The 16,460-nt window shown below is 52.0% G+C and carries 15 protein-coding genes; 7 read left to right on the forward strand and 8 right to left on the reverse strand.

Annotated features, from left to right (window positions below; all coding sequences use genetic code 11):
• Nucleotides 1-45: 45 nt before the first annotated feature.
• Nucleotides 46-726, reverse strand: a complete 681-nt coding sequence (locus tag ACSV5M_RS04025) for a TIGR01621 family pseudouridine synthase (RefSeq protein WP_439174302.1) — start codon at nucleotides 724-726, stop codon at nucleotides 46-48.
• 279 nt (nucleotides 727-1,005) lie between these two features.
• Between ACSV5M_RS04025 and ACSV5M_RS04030 the strand changes: the two genes are divergently transcribed.
• The gene (locus ACSV5M_RS04030; RefSeq protein WP_439174303.1) at nucleotides 1,006-1,746 is read left to right on the forward strand and encodes an acyltransferase; all 741 of its coding nucleotides are present in this window, start codon (nucleotides 1,006-1,008) and stop codon (nucleotides 1,744-1,746) included.
• Nucleotides 1,747-1,894: 148 nt separating this feature from the next.
• Here ACSV5M_RS04030 and ACSV5M_RS04035 read toward each other — a convergent pair whose 3' ends face one another.
• Nucleotides 1,895-2,656: a hypothetical protein gene (locus ACSV5M_RS04035; protein ID WP_439174304.1), complete on the reverse strand. Its 762-nt coding sequence runs from the start codon at nucleotides 2,654-2,656 to the stop codon at nucleotides 1,895-1,897.
• Between the two features lie 137 nt (nucleotides 2,657-2,793).
• On the opposite strand from ACSV5M_RS04035, the gene ACSV5M_RS04040 reads away from it, so the two are divergent.
• The 3 genes from ACSV5M_RS04040 to ACSV5M_RS04050 all read left to right on the forward strand — a co-directional run bounded on the left by ACSV5M_RS04040 (nucleotide 2,794) and on the right by ACSV5M_RS04050 (nucleotide 5,711).
• On the forward strand, nucleotides 2,794-4,362 hold the full coding sequence (locus ACSV5M_RS04040) for an FMN-binding glutamate synthase family protein (RefSeq protein WP_439174305.1): 1,569 nt from the start codon (nucleotides 2,794-2,796) through the stop codon (nucleotides 4,360-4,362).
• Complete coding sequence (locus ACSV5M_RS04045) at nucleotides 4,355-4,903, forward strand: DUF3806 domain-containing protein (RefSeq protein ID WP_439174306.1); 549 nt, start codon at nucleotides 4,355-4,357, stop codon at nucleotides 4,901-4,903. The genes ACSV5M_RS04040 and ACSV5M_RS04045 overlap by 8 nt, the downstream gene beginning before the upstream one ends.
• Nucleotides 4,904-5,003: 100 nt before the next feature.
• A complete protein-coding gene (locus tag ACSV5M_RS04050) occupies nucleotides 5,004-5,711 on the forward strand; it encodes a TMEM165/GDT1 family protein (protein WP_439174307.1) in 708 nt (235 codons plus the stop codon).
• A gap of 75 nt (nucleotides 5,712-5,786) precedes the next feature.
• Here ACSV5M_RS04050 and ACSV5M_RS04055 read toward each other — a convergent pair whose 3' ends face one another.
• Nucleotides 5,787-6,185, reverse strand: coding sequence for an HIT family protein (locus tag ACSV5M_RS04055; protein ID WP_439174308.1), 399 nt, complete (start codon nucleotides 6,183-6,185; stop codon nucleotides 5,787-5,789).
• Nucleotides 6,186-6,200: 15 nt separating this feature from the next.
• Nucleotides 6,201-7,037 carry a 4-alpha-glucanotransferase gene (locus tag ACSV5M_RS04060; protein ID WP_439174309.1) on the reverse strand — a complete coding sequence of 279 codons (837 nt, stop codon included), beginning with the start codon at nucleotides 7,035-7,037 and terminating at the stop codon, nucleotides 6,201-6,203.
• 133 nt (nucleotides 7,038-7,170) lie between these two features.
• Between ACSV5M_RS04060 and ACSV5M_RS04065 the strand changes: the two genes are divergently transcribed.
• Together ACSV5M_RS04065 and ACSV5M_RS04070 are read left to right on the forward strand one after the other, a co-directional pair.
• Nucleotides 7,171-7,617, forward strand: a complete 447-nt coding sequence (locus tag ACSV5M_RS04065) for a YaiI/YqxD family protein (RefSeq protein WP_439174310.1) — start codon at nucleotides 7,171-7,173, stop codon at nucleotides 7,615-7,617.
• Between the two features lie 517 nt (nucleotides 7,618-8,134).
• The gene (locus ACSV5M_RS04070) at nucleotides 8,135-9,970 is read left to right on the forward strand and encodes a DEAD/DEAH box helicase (protein ID WP_439174311.1); all 1,836 of its coding nucleotides are present in this window, start codon (nucleotides 8,135-8,137) and stop codon (nucleotides 9,968-9,970) included.
• Between the two features lie 78 nt (nucleotides 9,971-10,048).
• Here the strand turns inward: ACSV5M_RS04070 and ACSV5M_RS04075 are convergent, their stop codons facing one another.
• From ACSV5M_RS04075 to rapA, 3 genes are all read right to left on the reverse strand, one after another.
• Entirely contained in the window at nucleotides 10,049-10,777 is a 729-nt protein-coding gene (locus tag ACSV5M_RS04075; protein WP_439174312.1) for a hypothetical protein, read from the reverse strand.
• Nucleotides 10,778-10,835: 58 nt separating this feature from the next.
• Nucleotides 10,836-11,117: a hypothetical protein gene (locus tag ACSV5M_RS04080; protein WP_439174313.1), complete on the reverse strand. Its 282-nt coding sequence runs from the start codon at nucleotides 11,115-11,117 to the stop codon at nucleotides 10,836-10,838.
• 106 nt (nucleotides 11,118-11,223) lie between these two features.
• Complete coding sequence (rapA, locus tag ACSV5M_RS04085; RefSeq protein WP_439174314.1) at nucleotides 11,224-14,160, reverse strand: RNA polymerase-associated protein RapA; 2,937 nt, start codon at nucleotides 14,158-14,160, stop codon at nucleotides 11,224-11,226.
• 149 nt (nucleotides 14,161-14,309) lie between these two features.
• Between rapA and ACSV5M_RS04090 the strand changes: the two genes are divergently transcribed.
• Nucleotides 14,310-15,233 (forward strand): D-hexose-6-phosphate mutarotase, encoded by a 924-nt coding sequence (locus tag ACSV5M_RS04090; RefSeq protein WP_439174315.1) that lies wholly within the window; start codon nucleotides 14,310-14,312, stop codon nucleotides 15,231-15,233.
• A 108-nt stretch (nucleotides 15,234-15,341) separates the two neighbouring features.
• Here ACSV5M_RS04090 and ACSV5M_RS04095 read toward each other — a convergent pair whose 3' ends face one another.
• Complete coding sequence (locus tag ACSV5M_RS04095; protein ID WP_439174316.1) at nucleotides 15,342-16,325, reverse strand: malate dehydrogenase; 984 nt, start codon at nucleotides 16,323-16,325, stop codon at nucleotides 15,342-15,344.
• Between the last annotated feature and the right edge of the window lie 135 nt (nucleotides 16,326-16,460).

Below are 16,460 nucleotides of genomic sequence, written 5' to 3' on the forward strand. Positions count from 1 at the left end.
TTACAGCCAAGACCAAAACCCCTACTGCAAAAATAGATCGACGCATCATAGGCTTGGCCAGGCAAGGGTTTCAGGGTGCATAAAATCTTGTAGCGACTCCGCAAAGTGTTCTTGTACAAATACATCGCCATGGCGCGGTAAGACCCGGTAGCGATAAACATTGCCACCCAATGAAAAACCCAATTGAAACGCATGCAGATAGGTACGGTCCGCTATGCCATCCTGCCCACCATATAATTCATCACCCCAGATCGGCGCGCCCAGACTTTTTAGTGCCACACGAATCTGATGGGTTTGTCCTGTGCGGGGTTTTATCAGGAATAACCGCGCGCCGTTACCGAGTGATTTGCTAAAAAATTGCGTAACAGCAGGATTACTTTGGCCCGTTGTTAATTTCCAGGCACTGCGCCGGGTACGTTCCATATCGCCTTTTATCAGCCCCTGCTTTTTGGCGGGTTTGCGCCTGCTGATGGCCAGATAATATTTTTCCACTTGTCGCTGGGCAAACGCCTCAACCAACAGACGATTCGCCGACGCCGTTTTGGCCATGACCAACACACCGGAGGTCACTTTGTCCAACCGATGCACAGGATAAAGTTCCTGCATGGCTTGCTGCTGTTTAACTGTTTCAAACAAGCCGGGTTGATCACCTTCACGATGAAAACTGACACCGGGATATTTATAAACCACGATAAAATCCCCTGTGTCGTCCAGCAGGTCATACATAAAAGCAATACCGTCAATAACATTGATAAAAATTTTATCGCAGCTTAGCAGCCATATAATCATTCAACCATATGAATGCGCAGGTTTGCGCCCCAATAAACTATCCAGCCCGTAGTATATGGCAGGCAAAAGTTTATACTTAATACAGGTGTCCGCTGTTGGCTGCATGAACGGGACCCATATTTACTTACCCTATGAGCGCCTATGTCGGCGCCCCGGATGACGTTAGATCTGCTCAATCATGGACGATACGAGGTCAGAACAGATTAACGGATCAACATGACGACCGGCAGCCGCGCGGACACCCTCTTTCCTTCCTCAAGCCTTGCGTATAACCTCACGCTTTCGATACATTCCGATAAAGCGCCCCGCATGACCATTGATAAAAAAATTCCCCGCTCCACCAAAACCGATCCTGAAAAATATCGCCGCCAACACCAATTGCGCTTGAGTTATATGCCCTGGTTGTATGCGCGCTTAAAACCGGGCCACCGTGTTTGGGCAGAGGCATGGCAAGCTGAGTGGCAAGCGTATTTGATGGAGATGGAAACTATCGTCATCGGCAAGAATTGTTTTATTGCACCGGAAGCGCGCTTGTTTGCCGAGTCCGGACGAACCATCGTCATTGGTGATAACAGCGTTATCGCAGCGGACACTGTGCTGCATGGTCCCATTACAATAGGCAGCAATGTATCCATTAACCACCATGTCACGCTTGACGGCGGCAGTAAGGGTATAGTGATCGGCGATGATACGCGGCTGGCGGCCTATTGCCATCTCTACGCTTTCAACCACGGGATGGCGCCGGACAGGCCTATCAGTGAGCAGCCAGTCACATCAAAGGGCATTACGTTGGGAAAAGATGTCTGGCTCGGTGCGCATGTGGGCGTTGTCGATGGTGTCACTATTGCCGATCACGCGATTGTCGGTATGGCTAGCGTCGTGACACATCACGTCGATGCCTTTGCTATTGTTGCCGGTAACCCGGCCCGGGTTATCGGCGATCGGCGCAATAAATGATAAAAAAGCCCGCAGGAAATATCCGGCGGGCCAATTAACAGAAGATTGTAGAAATCCGCACTCGGGAGAATAAGGATTTCAATCAAAGTATAGCGGCTAAATGACGTTCGGGTATGCGACGAATTGTCGCAAGTCATACATCAGCGATTTATTTATCCAGCCAGCTTTTCAGCTTATCCAGCGTCTGCTTGTCGTCATCAGAAAGATTTTCCTCCAGATTTTCCTGGAGTTTTTCTTTAGCTTTATTGCGCAATTCATTGTTCACTTTTTTTCGTGCTGCATCGACCACGGGCGTCAGCAGTACATTAGCCAACTCTTCAGCAGTTAATCCTGTTTGCCGGTCACCGAGATTGCTCAGCTGAATATCATCCATGCTGAGCTGTCGCTCACCGAATTCCGTGGACAGTAAATCCAGAGACATATTGGTGAAACTGACTTTTTCCAGCATAAAACGCACGTCGGGGCGCGCGGTGGTCGGTGCCGGATCTTTCGGCGTCTTGCCGCTGTCGGCCGTGATGTTGTCGTAAATCTGCTGCAAGTTGATATCAGCCAGCCCTTTATGCTCGGCAGTCAATGCTGCGCCGTTAACGGTAAGCTGCTTGATCACAATCACATCATCAGCAATGGAGGCAGGTTCTATCTCCAGCAAAATCTGGCCGAGGTGGATGGCATTTTCTGTCGTGTAGCCCGCCGGGTTTTTCACGCTGATGCCCTGGATCTTGCCGCGCCCATCCGTCAGTTCAATCGTGACCCCATCCACCATGACCGGTGTTTTAGTAACATCGGTGCCCACGCTTTCTATGGCCATTTCAACCAGCGAATCCAGATTTTTGAGGCCGATAAAGATGGCGATGGCAAGTACGGCGACCAAGGCAATCACAATACCGATGATAATTTTTATGGCTTTCATAGAGCTGTCCCTTGTGGTGGTTCAGGTGGCATCGTTGTGCAACGACAAAGCGAGGAAAGATAATGCGTCATAGGCAACAAAAGGCAAAAAGCATATCATAGCCAGCGAACCGATAGTGCCCCGGAGCTTTTCACGCGATGTTTACCGATGCTTTTGCGTTAAAAATACTCAATATCCTTGCACTTGGCTTTATCACTCTCATAGGTTTTGTGGTTCTGGCCATCCTGGTGATGTACATCATTGATGTCACCCAGCACACGCACACCTTACGCCGCAATTACCCTGTGATCGGTCGCTTTCGCTATTTGTTCGAACACCTGGGGGAATTCTTCCGGCAATATTTTTTTGCCATGGACCGCGAAGAAATGCCGTTTAATCGCGCCGAACGTGCCTGGGTTTATCGTGCGGCTAAAAATGTCGACTTGAATTCAGGCTTTGGCTCAACCCGCGAATTGACCCCAACGGGTACGGTTATGTTCCTTAATGCGGCCTTTCCGGTACTGGAAAAAGATGCCTCCCTGCCATCACCTGTCACTATCGGCCCTTTCTGCCGAACCCCCTACACCACGAGTTCGCTGTTTAATATTTCCGGCATGAGTTATGGGGCCATTTCGCGCCCCGCCGTCCTCGCGCTTTCGCGCGGTGCAGCTAAAGCCGGATGCTGGCTTAATACCGGCGAAGGCGGCTTATCGCCCTATCATCTGGAGGGCGGTTGCGATCTGGTCTTTCAGATAGGCACAGCCAAGTACGGCGTCCGCGATCTGGAAGGCAACCTGAGTGATCAGCGTTTGCAGGAATTGGCTGCTATCGAACAGGTTCGCATGTTCGAAATTAAATTGAGCCAGGGAGCCAAACCCGGCAAAGGCGGAATACTGCCAGGAGAAAAGGTTTCTGCAGAGATCGCGGCGATTCGCGGGATTCCGGAAGGCCATCCGTCCATTAGCCCCAATGGCCATCCCGATATTCGCTCGGTGGACGACCTGCTCGACATGATCGGCCATATTCGCGCCGTTACCGGCAAGCCTGTGGGTTTTAAAGCGGTGATCGGTGAAAAGACCTGGCTGATTGATCTGGTGAAAGCCATCCGCGTGCGCGGCATTGAGCAGGCACCGGATTTTATTACCCTCGACAGCGCGGATGGCGGCAGCGGTGCGGCACCGCAACCGCTAATGGACTACGTCGGTTTACCCTTGAAGGAAAGCCTGCCCTGGGTAGCAGACTTGCTATACGAAGCGGGCCTGAAGGAACGCATCAAACTGGTCGTGGCGGGCAAGCTGATTACGCCCTCAATGGTGGCCTGGGCTCTGGCCACTGGTGCAGATTTTATCAACAGCGCGCGGGGTTTTATGTTTGCCCTGGGCTGCATCCAGGCGATGCAGTGTCACAAGAATACCTGCCCTACCGGTATTACGACCCACAATCCCACATTACAGAAGGGTCTGGATCCAACGGATAAAGCCCAACGCGTGGCCTTCTACCATAAAAACCTCACCTACGGGGTGGGCCTGATTGCCCACGCTTGCGGTGTCAGCGAACCGCGCCAGTTACGCCGCAATCATGTACATATCGTCATGTCTAATGGCATCTCAGCGCCCTTGAGTGAACTCTATCCTGAACCGATAGTCATTCTCGGAGATGACGACGCCAGCCACACCATTAATCCCAACCGCTACTCTTCCGCCATTGAGGTAAGCCCCAATGATTAAACCCCATTATGTGTTTTTCGTCCTGTCCCTGCTGATATGCCCGTCGGTGACGATGGCCAATTCCTTCAGCGATGCACAAAAAAAGGGGGTAAGTATCGAAAACCTGGGCTGGTCCGACCGCAACTACCTGGAAAAACAGGTAGCAACCATTGATGAAATTGCCCGCACAAAATTAGGCACACAGATCCGGCAGAACCTGAGCGATCTCGATCTATTGCAAGCGATTGTGGATCGCGGGTTAATTCCCCGGAACGCCACCCAGGATCTGCAAGCGATGGGTGCCGTGCTCGGCAATGTGATGATTGCCGATATCCCGGCATTGGAATGGAGGGTGTATGAGGACTCCCTCGGCCGCAGCCGGGCACTTTGCGTAAAAGATGCCCGGGAATGCCTGTTTCCCATCACCATGCTGTCTCGTCGGATGGAAAAAGGTTTGAAGCCCGATGTCAGGAAAGTCTACGAAGATGCTATTGCGTTGATGGCCGACCACCTGCCCCAATACCCCTACGGCGGCGGCACCATGCGCAAATTGCATCAATAACCCTGATGGTTGCCACACCGGAACCAGCTCTCTATAATGCGCCCACTCTCTCAGGGGAGTAATCTGCTGGCAGCGGCCTGAACGGCCCGGATCAGCGCTGTTGTCAACAGACTTGCACCACGTGCATGGCAACAGCGTCCTCGCTCAACGCGCTGGATTGATGAGACCTGAGGTATTGCTGCTGACCATGCGGGACAGCGGCAGTGCCTCTGGTTTTAGTATCCCGCTGGAATTTTTCATGGAAGCCTTCCTCAGCTCTACCCTTGCCGTTGCTATCGCGGAAATTGGCGATAAGACACAACTCCTGGCCCTGTTCCTCGTCTCCCGTTATGGCCGCCCCTATATCATCAGCCTGGGCGTACTCATCGCGACTGTGCTTAACCATGCGCTCTCCGCCTGGCTGGGTGCCTGGCTGGCGGATGTGATCCCCGAAAGCTGGATACCTTGGTTAATCAGCGGCAGTTTTATCCTGGTCGCACTCTGGTTACTGGTACCGGACAAAGAAGAGGATGACATGGGCCGCTTCGCAAAATATGGCCCTTTTATGGCCACCTGCGTGTTGTTTTTTCTGGCAGAAATTGGTGATAAAACCCAGATTGCGACGGTGATACTGGCCGCGAAATACAGCGAAACCTTGTGGATGACGGTGGCCGTCATTGCAGGTACGACATTGGGAATGTTGCTGGCCAATGTGCCCGTGATTTTTGCGGGACGCTGGCTGCTGGAGCGCTTGCCTCTGGACTACGCGCGCAAAGGCGCGTTTGTGTTGTTTGTTGCGCTGGCGGTGATCACCCTGATCAAAGCCTGACGGAGGGCTTTTGGAAGACTCACACAGATGGCAGACAATGATGAGCACCAGTGTCTGCCACCCACTATTTCCCTTTTATGATTTTTCCAGGGCTATGCGGATTTTTTCCGCCGCCTGGGCCAGGGTTTCCGCATCGGCGTTTTTGGCAAAAGCAAAATTCAGATCGTTCATGGAATCCATCGGTACCAGGTGGATGTGCGTGTGTGGGACTTCCAGTCCTGCAATCATCAATCCGATGCGCTGCACGGTGTAAACCCGTTTTAGCGCATTGCCGATACGGTGGCTGACCTGCATCAGGTGATGAGCCAACTCCACCGGCAGATCGGTCCATTGATCAATTTGCGCCTTCGGGATCACCAATACATGACCGGCACGGATCGGTTGGATGGTCATGATGGCCACGCAATGATCATCGCGCCAGACAAAGTGCCCTGGTAATTCACCTTGAATAATTCGGGTAAAGATACTTGCCATTACATTTCTCCTTTATCAATAGACGGCGATGCCATAGCGCAACAGTGCGCGCGCCAGTACCTCATCCAGTTGAGGCAAGTCGTCATCCTTTAACTCAATAAATGGCATCTTGTATTTCTTGTAGAGCGCTTGCTTATCCAGTTGTGTAGCCAATTCGGAAGCTTGGGCATTTGTCGGCCAATAATCGATACACAATCTGATCTCGGGAAGATAAAAATGACTTTCCAGCGACTCATTGCCCAACAGCAGCGGGTAATGGTGCGCGTGCACGATACCAGCCACATATAACCAATTATTGATCATCCGTTCAGCCCGATGGTTCACCCGACGTCCGTCGAGCGTCGGCAGTGTATCGGCAACCTCGCCGTGCAATTGCGCAACGGCAGTGAGCAACGCCGGATTATCCAGCAGCGTTTCCGGCCAGGTAACAAACGGAATGCCGGATTGCTCGCTCTCCTGCTGCTGCCCACCCAGTTGCTTGCCCATCGGCGTCAGCAGCCAGCCGCGAATATGTTTGGTAATCCAGCCGCGCTCGGCCAACAGCAAATTGATCAGCCGTGCCGGCAGTTTTAATTTATTGCCGAGGTTGGTGGCGGTGAGCGGTGCTTCCGGCAACAACATAAACAGCGGATGCTGGTGAATGGATTCCGGCCAGGCGATGTACTCGCCATATTTGGGATGGTTGACGTAGATGCCGCCTTCGAATTTTCCTTTCTCGGTAAGCTGCCAGTGGTCGTCAACTTTGACAATCCAGCCACCACCGGTCAGCAGGATAAACAATTCCTTGCTCTCTTTTCCCAGCAACCGCGCCAGTGCGGTAGTCGAGATATGTTTTTCTGTGCGGGCTGCCATGGTGTAAGTTCCTGTTTTTATATCGCCCTACGGTTATATGGCTCTATGGCTGATGTAGGCGGAAGCGGCAACCAGTCTAACCCAGCGCCGGGTGGCTGTGTATAATGCCCGGCCTTTTCTGTGGAGAGACACCATGCATATCTGGGTCGATGCAGATGCCTGCCCCAAACCCGTCAAGGAAATTCTGTTTCGTGCGGCTGTGCGCGCACAAGTGCCCGTTATTCTGGTGGCAAACCAATACCTCTCCGTCCCGCCCTCCCCGCTTATTCGCGCCGTGCAAGTCAGCAGCGGTTTTGATGTGGCCGACAATCATATTGTGCAATCAGCACAGGTGGGCGACCTGGTAATCACCGCTGATATTCCCCTGGCGGCAGAAGCGGTTGCCAAGGGTGTCGCCGTCATCAACCCGCGCGGCGAACGTTACACGCTGGACAATGTACGCCAGCGTCTGAACATGCGCGACTTTATGGAAACCCTGCGCAGCAGCGGTATCCAGTCCGGTGGGCCGGCGCCTTACAGCCAACAGGATAAGCAGGCATTTGCCAATGCACTGGATCGTTTTTTGGCGGCGGCCCGGTAATTTTTTGTCACTAAGTTCGCATTCTGCTGGCTTAAAACAGTCGAAGCCCCTATACTTCGCGCACTTTCAGTAAAGCCTCCTTATTGCGAAGATGTCGTTACGGGGTGATGCTGAACAGACAGGATGTCTGAGGGCTGCCCATGATCTATCGCAGATACATTCCATCGCCGACATGACTGTCGCGATGTCCCAGCCTGCCAAAAGTGCTGCAACCAATAACGAGCGAACCGGATTGCTCAATGGTTGTGAGGTGCAATTGCTGATTTCATAGTTTTGATCAGCGCACCAGGGAATCGTTGATTCAATCGCCGTCACTGCGCATCGCGCCGGTTTTATTTGCTCGGGCTACATGCCGACACAACCACCAGCGACCAAATCATCGCTCCCGCCTGAACGCATCGGTTTTGTTTACCGGCGCACACACATTTATCAAAAAATAATAACAATGCGACTCATGGTTTATCGCCAGGTTTTGTGTTGTTGAATTTTTATATTGCTCCTATTGCAAGGTTTACGCATGTCATCAAACATTTTATTTGCCGATCTCGACCTCTCTGAAAACGTTCAAAAAGCCATTCAAAAAGTCGGCTACGAACAACCATCACCTATCCAGTTAGCCGCCATTCCCATTCTCCTGGCCGGTGGCGATATTATTGGTATGGCACAGACAGGTACCGGTAAAACTGCAGCCTTCGCGCTGCCACTCTTGTCACGCATCGATATCAAACAGGCCGACCCACAAATTCTTGTGTTGGCACCGACACGCGAACTGGCCATTCAGGTAGCAGAAGCCTTCCAGAAATACGCCAGCGAAATTCCCGGATTCCACGTACTGCCCATTTATGGCGGCCAGGACATGAGCAGCCAATTGCGCCAGCTCAAGCGCGGTGCACACGTTGTTGTGGGCACGCCGGGTCGCGTTATGGATCACCTGCGTCGCGGCAGCCTGAATTTAAACAACCTGAAAAGCCTGGTGCTCGATGAAGCGGACGAAATGCTGCGCATGGGCTTCATTGATGATGTTGAGTGGATTCTGGAGCACACACCCAAAAGCCGTCAGACTGCCCTCTTCTCAGCCACCATGCCCCGTGAAATTCGTCGCGTAGCCAACAGCTACCTGAACGAAGCCCAGGAAATCAGTATTCAAAGCAATACTTCAACTGGCGATAACATTGAGCAAGTGTATTGGATGGTCAGCGGCACCAATAAACTGGATGCCTTGACACGTATTCTCGAAGTTGAGCCTTTCGACGGCATGATTATTTTTGTGCGCACCAAAACCGCCACCGTCGAGCTGGCCGAAAAACTGGAAGCGCGCGGCTATTCTGCATCTGCGCTTAACGGCGACATGAATCAGCAATTACGTGAGCGCACCATTGAGCGTTTGAAGTCCGGCAAGCTGGACATTGTTATTGCAACGGATGTCGCTGCGCGCGGTATTGACGTAGAGCGCGTAAGCCACGTAGTGAACTACGATATTCCCTATGACAGTGAAGCCTATGTACACCGCATCGGTCGTACCGGTCGCGCTGGCCGTACCGGTAAAGCTATCCTGTTTGTGGCCCCGCGTGAAAAACGCTTGCTCTACACCATTGAAAAAGCAACCCGCAAACCCATCACGTTGATGGAATTGCCCAGCGGCGCGACGGTTACCCGTCACCGTATTGATCAGTTCACGCAGCAAATTACGACCACGCTGACCGAACAAACGGATCTGTCTTTCTTTAACGATTTGCTGGCTGAATACAGCCACAAGCACGATGTATCACCGGAAGAAATTGCTTCTGCCCTGGCGTTCCTGTTGCAAAAAGAACGCCCGCTGCAAGTGAAATTTACCGATGTGAAGGCCGACCGCAGTCCGCGTGAAGATCGCGAGCGCGCTCCGCGTGGTGATCGTAGTGAGCGTGGTGAGAGAAGCGAACGCGGTGGCCGTGAACGTCGTGAACACGGCAATGATGAAAATATGCAGCGGTATCGCATTGAAGTAGGTCGTAACCACGAAGCACGCCCCGGGGATATCGTCGGTGCGATTGCCAATGAAGCCGGCATTTCCAGCAGCAATATCGGCCACATTAAGTTGTTCGATGAATTTTCCACCGTCGATCTTCCGAAAGGTTTAGCGCAGGATGTGCTAAATCAACTAAAGAAAGTCCGGGTGCGCAATCGCCCTCTGGAGATCAGAGTTGACCATGGCGGTCAAGGCAAGCGCGACTCAGGCGAGAAACGTAGTTTTTCTGATCGCCCGAAGCGTGATAGCGATGCACCACGCGGCAAGCTCAGCCTGGGCGCCAAACCCAAGGTGCGCGATCGGGATCAGAAAAATAAAGGCTACCGTGGAAAGAAATCAGATTAATTGATTTTCTGTGTCGGATTAGGGCGCGTTGCGCCTGATCCGACCGACGTTGAGCAAATCAGGCGAAAGCCTGATCCGTCAACGCCTGGCTCTGAGGCCTTGATTAACCCGCTCCATCATCAATTCCCCTTCTGTTTTACCACTTGTGCAACGTGTGAAGTACCAATCACTCGCGCGTGTCACATTGTCATGATCTCCATTGCTCGATAAACAACGCTCTTCATCCAACATCACCACGGTTTCACCGTGAATCGTCGTAGTATCATTTGAGGTAAATACCCTACCCGTTCGCTGATTGCGCGCAGCATTAAGCCTTTCGCGTAAGCGCGGATCAAACACATTATCCGCCTGGGAATGGCTTACAGGAGGCGCTATATCATCCTCGGTTAATCGATAACGATCAGGCATTGTGGATGAACGCTGAATAACGGTTTGCAGATTTTCTGGTGGTGATATGTTATCGGGAACATGAGCGACTGGCGTTATCGACTCAAGGGTTTTCTGTTCCGGCTCTGGTGGTTGCGTTATAGACGGCGTGTCAGGGATGACCGGATCAGTTGGTTCGACAGGTTTTATTGCAGCAATAAGACTAATGCGCAACGGCGAGCTTTTCGGTACGGACTGCTGAACAGGATTCGTCGGTGCAGTTGCATACCACGCTAATGCAACAAAATGGAAAACCAACGACAGGAACAACGCAATAAAAACCAGGCGGGGTGATGATGAACGTGCGCGCCGCTCAGCCAGCAAGGCCGCCACATCCTCCCCATAATAGATCCCTGCCATACCCCTGCCTTTCAGCATCATCAATAGCAGGGATAGACCGCCCGCCCTGGAACTAGTTCGAGAGGCGGGTTAAAAAACGCTACTCATCAAACATCTGAATCATATAGCCGGATTTAACCGCCTCGCCCATGGCTTTATCGGCAGTGACCACGCGCTCATCCTTGACGAGATGACTCGGTACCAGCTTGCGTTTCTCAATTTCGATCTCTGTAAAACCCGCGCGCATCAAATAGACTTTACACAACTGCTCCGCGCCGAACAGGTCAATAAAATTGATATACACAATGAAGGGTACCCGCTGACCTTCCTTAAGATGTTCGCGGGCTTTTTTGGCGGTGGCATTTACCGAAAAGATATACATACTCAAGTCCCCTGTAGGTCGGATTAGCCTAAGCGTAATCCGACACTGAATTAAAACATTTGTCGGATTACGCTTAGGCTAATCCGACCTACGGTGGCCGCAGCTGCTAAACAATCATGATCACGCGCAGTGCATCCAGGCGCAGCTTGGCTTGCGCCAAGTAATGCTGGCTGGCGGCCAGGCGTTGTTGCACATAGTCGATCTCTGATTGACGCACATTCGGATTAACTTGCATCAAAGCCTTCATCCGTTCCAGTTCGTTGTTCAGCTGTTCACTCACCTGCGCTTGTGCGGCAGCGATGAGCTCTGCTTGTTTCGGCCGCGTTTTTTCTTCTGCTTGCTGCAACATAGTGGCTAGTAACGGGCGCGCCTGACGCACCACTTCCTGCGCGTTGTTGCGCGGCACTTTTTGCAGCAGCTTGCCCATTTGATCAATACCCAGGACAGAGCTGAGGTCTTTGCCATTGCTATCGAGCAATACTCTTATCAATGATTGTGGCATATAACGGAACAACTGCAATTCTGCCGGTGCCGGGCAGTGCAACACAAATAAAGCCTCCAGCATCACCGTGCCCGGCTTCAACGGCGGTAATTTAAGGGTACAAAATGCCGTGTTGCCGAACTCGCTCAGGGCAACCAATTCCTGGGCCCCGCGCACCAGCGGATGTTCCCAGGTTAAAAATTGCATATCTTCGCGCGACAGCGCCTGTTGACGTTGGTAAGTAACCGTCACGCCATCTTCCGGTAATCCGGGAAAGTGCGGTACACGCATATGATCGCTGGGATGCAGCACCAAACTGTGTTCGCTATGCCGCTCGGAATCCACACCAAAGGCTTCAAAGATATCCTCCAGATAATCCATCAATTGCGGGTCGTCATCCCGCTCCGCCAAATGCTGCACCAGGGCTTCCGCCTGTGCGGGTTTACAGGAGTTGAGCTCCAGTAAACGGTCACGTCCCTGTTGCAGTTGCGAGCGAAGGCCCTCCGCAAACTGATTGGCCTCTTTCAAAAGTTGTGCAAAAGGCGTTGCGTCGTGTTGCACCAGAGCAGGTAATAATTGCTCGCCAAAGCGCTGTACGACTGTCTGACCAATGGCACAGGTTTTTTCAAATGCATTCAAACCCTGGTGATACCACTGCATTAACCGTTGCTGCGCCGTGCTCTCGTAGTAAGGTACATGGATATTTACCTCCTGCGTTTGGCCGATCCGATCCAGACGGCCGATACGCTGTTCCAATAAATCCGGGTTTAACGGCAAATCAAACATCACCAGATGGTGTGCAAATTGGAAGTTGCGCCCTTCACTTCCAATCTCCGAGCAAATCAACACCTGGGCACCCTCTTCCAGATCGGCAAAATACGCTGCTGCACGATCTCGCTCAATCAGACTCAATCCTTCATGGAATACCGCTGACAAAACACCTTTGCGCAGACGCAGGAATTCCTCCACCGTTTGCGCAGTATCGGCATCCGCACAAATCACCAACACTTTTTGTCGACGATTTTGCTTTAACCAGTCGCTCAACCATTCCACACGTGGATCTTGCAGCCACCAATCCTGTGTTGCTTCTTTTTGCCAGAACTGCTCTGCATGAATTTGTTGTGTCAAGGGTAGTTGTTCGAAAATATTGCGCAAAAGTTCGGGTAACGGCAGCGGGTGCTCATGCAATTTACGCTCGGGAAATCCACTGACCGATGCCCGCGTATTGCGGAATAACACCCGCCCGGTGCCGTGGCGATCCAGTAAATCATTGATGGTATGGTCGATAGCAAGGGCGCGATTTTCCGTAGCACCTTGACGCAAGTTCGTTATTTTTTCCGGTGGTAAAAAGGATTCCAGTTCATGCAGCGCATCATCCGGAATATCGGTGCCGCTTTGTTTGGCGCTCAACAAGGCTTGTACGAGATGATTTAACGGCTGGTACGCCTGTTGTTCTGCCTTGAATTTTTCCAGATCGTAGTAACGATCCGGATCAAGCAGACGCAAACGCGCAAAATGGCTTTCCAGACCCAATTGTTCCGGTGTCGCTGTCAGCAGCAATAAACCCTTGGCCACACGCGCCAAGCCTTCTATACAGCGATATTCCTGACTGGGATTCGCTTCGCTCCACAACAAGTGATGCGCTTCATCCACCAACAATAAATCCCATTGGCAGGCTAACGCCTGCTCATAGCGCTGTGGATGTTGTGTTAGGAAATCAAGCGAGCAGAGAATGAATTGCGCCGTCTCAAAGGGATTGTCGGCGTTATTCGCTGAAGAATCGTCATCTTCATCGCGGAAGTCATCGACATAATCCACAGAAATTTCATCGCTGTCCAAACCGGTCAACGCCTGGCAGCGCGCTTCATCCAGCAATGTAAACGCCAGGTTAAACCGGCGCAGCATTTCCACCAGCCATTGATGTTGCAAACTGGTGGGCACCACAATCAGCGCGCGTTGCACGCGACCGCTAATCAGTTGTTGATGTAATACCAAACCGGCTTCGATGGTTTTGCCGAGACCCACTTCATCCGCGAGCAACACGCGCGGTGCGTGGCGTGCAGCCACTTCGCCGGCGATATACAACTGATGGGGCAACAACTGCACACGTGGCCCGGCCAATCCGTATACCGGCGATTGTTGATGTTTGTGTAAAAAATTCAGCGTGTGATAACGCAGGGAAAAGTGCGTGTGTTTATCGATTTGCCCGGCAAATAAGCGGTCGCGTGGTGTACTGAACTGCACAAAACTGTCGAGCTCGAATTCGGGAATAGCCAATTCGGTTTTGTCGGCGGTTAATCCGTAATATAACAAACACCCTTGCTGCTCAACGACACGGGTGATGTGGATACTGACACCATCATGGCGACGGACTTTTTCACCCACCTGATAAACAACACGACTGACTGGCGCATTATCCATAGCGTAGGTACGACGTTCACCGGCAGCGGGAAAGCTCAGGGTCAAACGCCGGTTGGCAATATCCAGCACAATACCCAAACCCAATTCAGCTTCCGATTCGCTGATCCAACGTTGCCCGATCACATATTGCACTTTACTCACACGCGCCTCTTAACTCTGCGATTTATTTACAAAGGCGCGCATGATACTGGTTTCGCGCCGATAAACCAAAGTCGGTGTGCTGCGCGGCAAGATTCGCTAGAATGGCCGCCATCCGCTGTTTAATCCCTGACATCGATTAAGGATGTACCATGCTGACACCTAGCCCCGAACTACAGGCTTTACTCAACCAGCACCCCGCCCTGCGCTATATTTCCAGCCATGTTTACTATCCTGGCGCGGTGGGAGAGGGTTTACCGTTAATTCATCTGAAGACAGACATCTGCGAAGCCGTTATTGCGCTCCAGGGCGCCCAATTGCTCCACTTTAAAACCACGGATGGTTCACCGCTGTTATGGTTAAGCCCGAATTGCAATTTCATCCCCGGCACGGCGTTGCGCGGCGGCATTCCCCTGTGCTTGCCCTGGTTTGGCCCTAACGAACAGGACCCCAAAAAACCGAAACACGGTTTTGCCCGCAACCAGGAGTGGTCATTATCCCAGGCGCAGCACAACCCCGATGGTAGTTATGCGTTGGTGTTTGCATTCCGCAGCGCGGCAAATACATTGTTTGCGTTTGATTTTTCCGCGCAATTGCGTATGACATTAGGCACTTCTGCCAAACTGGAGTTGCGGGTAAATAACGAGGACCAGCACGCATTTGATTGCAGTTGGGCATTGCATTCTTATCACCCGGTCAGCTCACTGAGCGATGTACAGGTAATCGGTTTAGCAGAGCGTAATTATCTCGATAATCTTGCATCTCACGCGGTGAAATATCAGCAGGGTAATCTGCGGTTCGTCGGTGAAGTAGATCGGGTATTTCCCGATGTAAACAACGCATTGACGATTGATGGCTCGCCCAGGATTCAGATCACCCATGGTAATTGTCCGAGTGTTATTACCTGGAATCCGGGGGCAGAAAATGCAGCAAAGATAGCCGATATCGGCGCTGGTCAGGAGCAGCATTATATTTGCGTGGAACGTGGCGCCGTACTGGATGAAAAATGGCAACTACAACCCGGCCAAACCAAAACTGCCTGGCTGGATATCAAGGAAATACCCCAAACCAAATAATTGTTGGATTACGTCGCGCGTTGCGCGTCTAATCCAACCTACGATACGCATTCGGCAAACAAAAAAGCCACCGCAAGCGGTGGCTTTTTTATACAGAAATAACTGCAATTACGCTGGCAGCAATTCCTTAACCGCGTCGCGCTCTTCCTGCAATTCTTTCTCAGTCGCTTGCATCTTCGCGCGTGAGAAATCATTGATCGCAACACCTTGAACGATTTCCCAATCACCGTTTTTGCACACACAGGGGAAAGAATAGATCAGGCCTTTCTCGATGCCGTAGCTACCATCGCTATACACGCCCATGCTAACCCAGTCACCGTCCGGTGTACCCAACGCCCAGTCGCGCATGTGGAAGATCGCTGCGTTGGCCGCAGAGGCCGCAGAAGATGCACCACGTGCGGCGATGATCGCTGCACCACGTTGTTGTACGGTAGGAATGTAATCCGCTTCGTACCAGGCTTGGTCAATCAGGCTCATGGCATCTTTGCCAGCCACTTTAGCCTGGTGAAGATCAGGATACTGTGTGGAAGAGTGGTTGCCCCAGATGGTCAACTTGGTGATGTCGTTGATGCTCTTACCCGTCTTGGCGGCCAATTGGCTCAGACCACGGTTGTGATCCAGACGGGTCATGGCAGTGAATTGACGCGGGTTGATATCCGGCGCATTGCGCTGGGCAATCAAGGCGTTGGTGTTAGCAGGGTTACCTACGACCAATACTTTGATGTTGCGCGAGGCGTGGTCATTGATGGCTTTGCCTTGTACCGAAAAGATAGCAGCGTTAGCAGACAGCAAGTCTTTACGCTCCATGCCCGGACCGCGTGGGCGAGCACCGACGAGCAGTGCGTAGTCGGTATCTTTGAACGCTACGTTAGGGTCATCGGTACAGATAATATCGGTCAGCAATGGGAAGGCACAGTCGTCCAGTTCCATGGCTACGCCCTGCAGGGCTTTCAGCGCCGGGGTGATTTCCAGCAATTGCAGAATCACAGGTTGATCCTTGCCCAGCATATCGCCAGCAGCGATACGGAACAGGAGGGAATAGCTGATTTGGCCAGCAGCGCCAGTGACGGTAACTCTTACGGGTGCTTTCACAGTGGGACTCCGTTTTGTGGGTAAAATCGGTTGACTGAACAGAAGGCCGGCATTTTGTGCCGTTTGACGGGCCGGCATTATATAGCTATTTGGGAATAGATTTCATCTGCTGGCATCCGAATGACGCTTCCCCCC

The sequence above is a fragment of the Cellvibrio sp. ARAG 10.3 genome (genome assembly GCF_051846955.1).
Lineage (GTDB): Bacteria > Pseudomonadota > Gammaproteobacteria > Pseudomonadales > Cellvibrionaceae > Cellvibrio.

Bases quoted from the DNA above. Each gene is read 5' to 3' on its own strand.
- ACSV5M_RS04025 (WP_439174302.1), bottom strand. From the start codon at position 726: ATGTATGACCTGCTGGACGACACAGGGGATTTTATCGTGGTTTATAAA.
- ACSV5M_RS04030 (WP_439174303.1), top strand. From the start codon at position 1,006: ATGACGACCGGCAGCCGCGCGGACACCCTCTTTCCTTCCTCAAGCCTT.
- ACSV5M_RS04035 (WP_439174304.1), bottom strand. From the start codon at position 2,656: ATGAAAGCCATAAAAATTATCATCGGTATTGTGATTGCCTTGGTCGCC.
- ACSV5M_RS04040 (WP_439174305.1), top strand. From the start codon at position 2,794: ATGTTTACCGATGCTTTTGCGTTAAAAATACTCAATATCCTTGCACTT.
- ACSV5M_RS04045 (WP_439174306.1), top strand. From the start codon at position 4,355: ATGATTAAACCCCATTATGTGTTTTTCGTCCTGTCCCTGCTGATATGC.
- ACSV5M_RS04055 (WP_439174308.1), bottom strand. From the start codon at position 6,185: ATGGCAAGTATCTTTACCCGAATTATTCAAGGTGAATTACCAGGGCAC.
- ACSV5M_RS04060 (WP_439174309.1), bottom strand. From the start codon at position 7,037: ATGGCAGCCCGCACAGAAAAACATATCTCGACTACCGCACTGGCGCGG.
- ACSV5M_RS04065 (WP_439174310.1), top strand. From the start codon at position 7,171: ATGCATATCTGGGTCGATGCAGATGCCTGCCCCAAACCCGTCAAGGAA.
- ACSV5M_RS04070 (WP_439174311.1), top strand. From the start codon at position 8,135: ATGTCATCAAACATTTTATTTGCCGATCTCGACCTCTCTGAAAACGTT.
- ACSV5M_RS04075 (WP_439174312.1), bottom strand. From the start codon at position 10,777: ATGATGCTGAAAGGCAGGGGTATGGCAGGGATCTATTATGGGGAGGAT.
- ACSV5M_RS04080 (WP_439174313.1), bottom strand. From the start codon at position 11,117: ATGTATATCTTTTCGGTAAATGCCACCGCCAAAAAAGCCCGCGAACAT.
- ACSV5M_RS04090 (WP_439174315.1), top strand. From the start codon at position 14,310: ATGCTGACACCTAGCCCCGAACTACAGGCTTTACTCAACCAGCACCCC.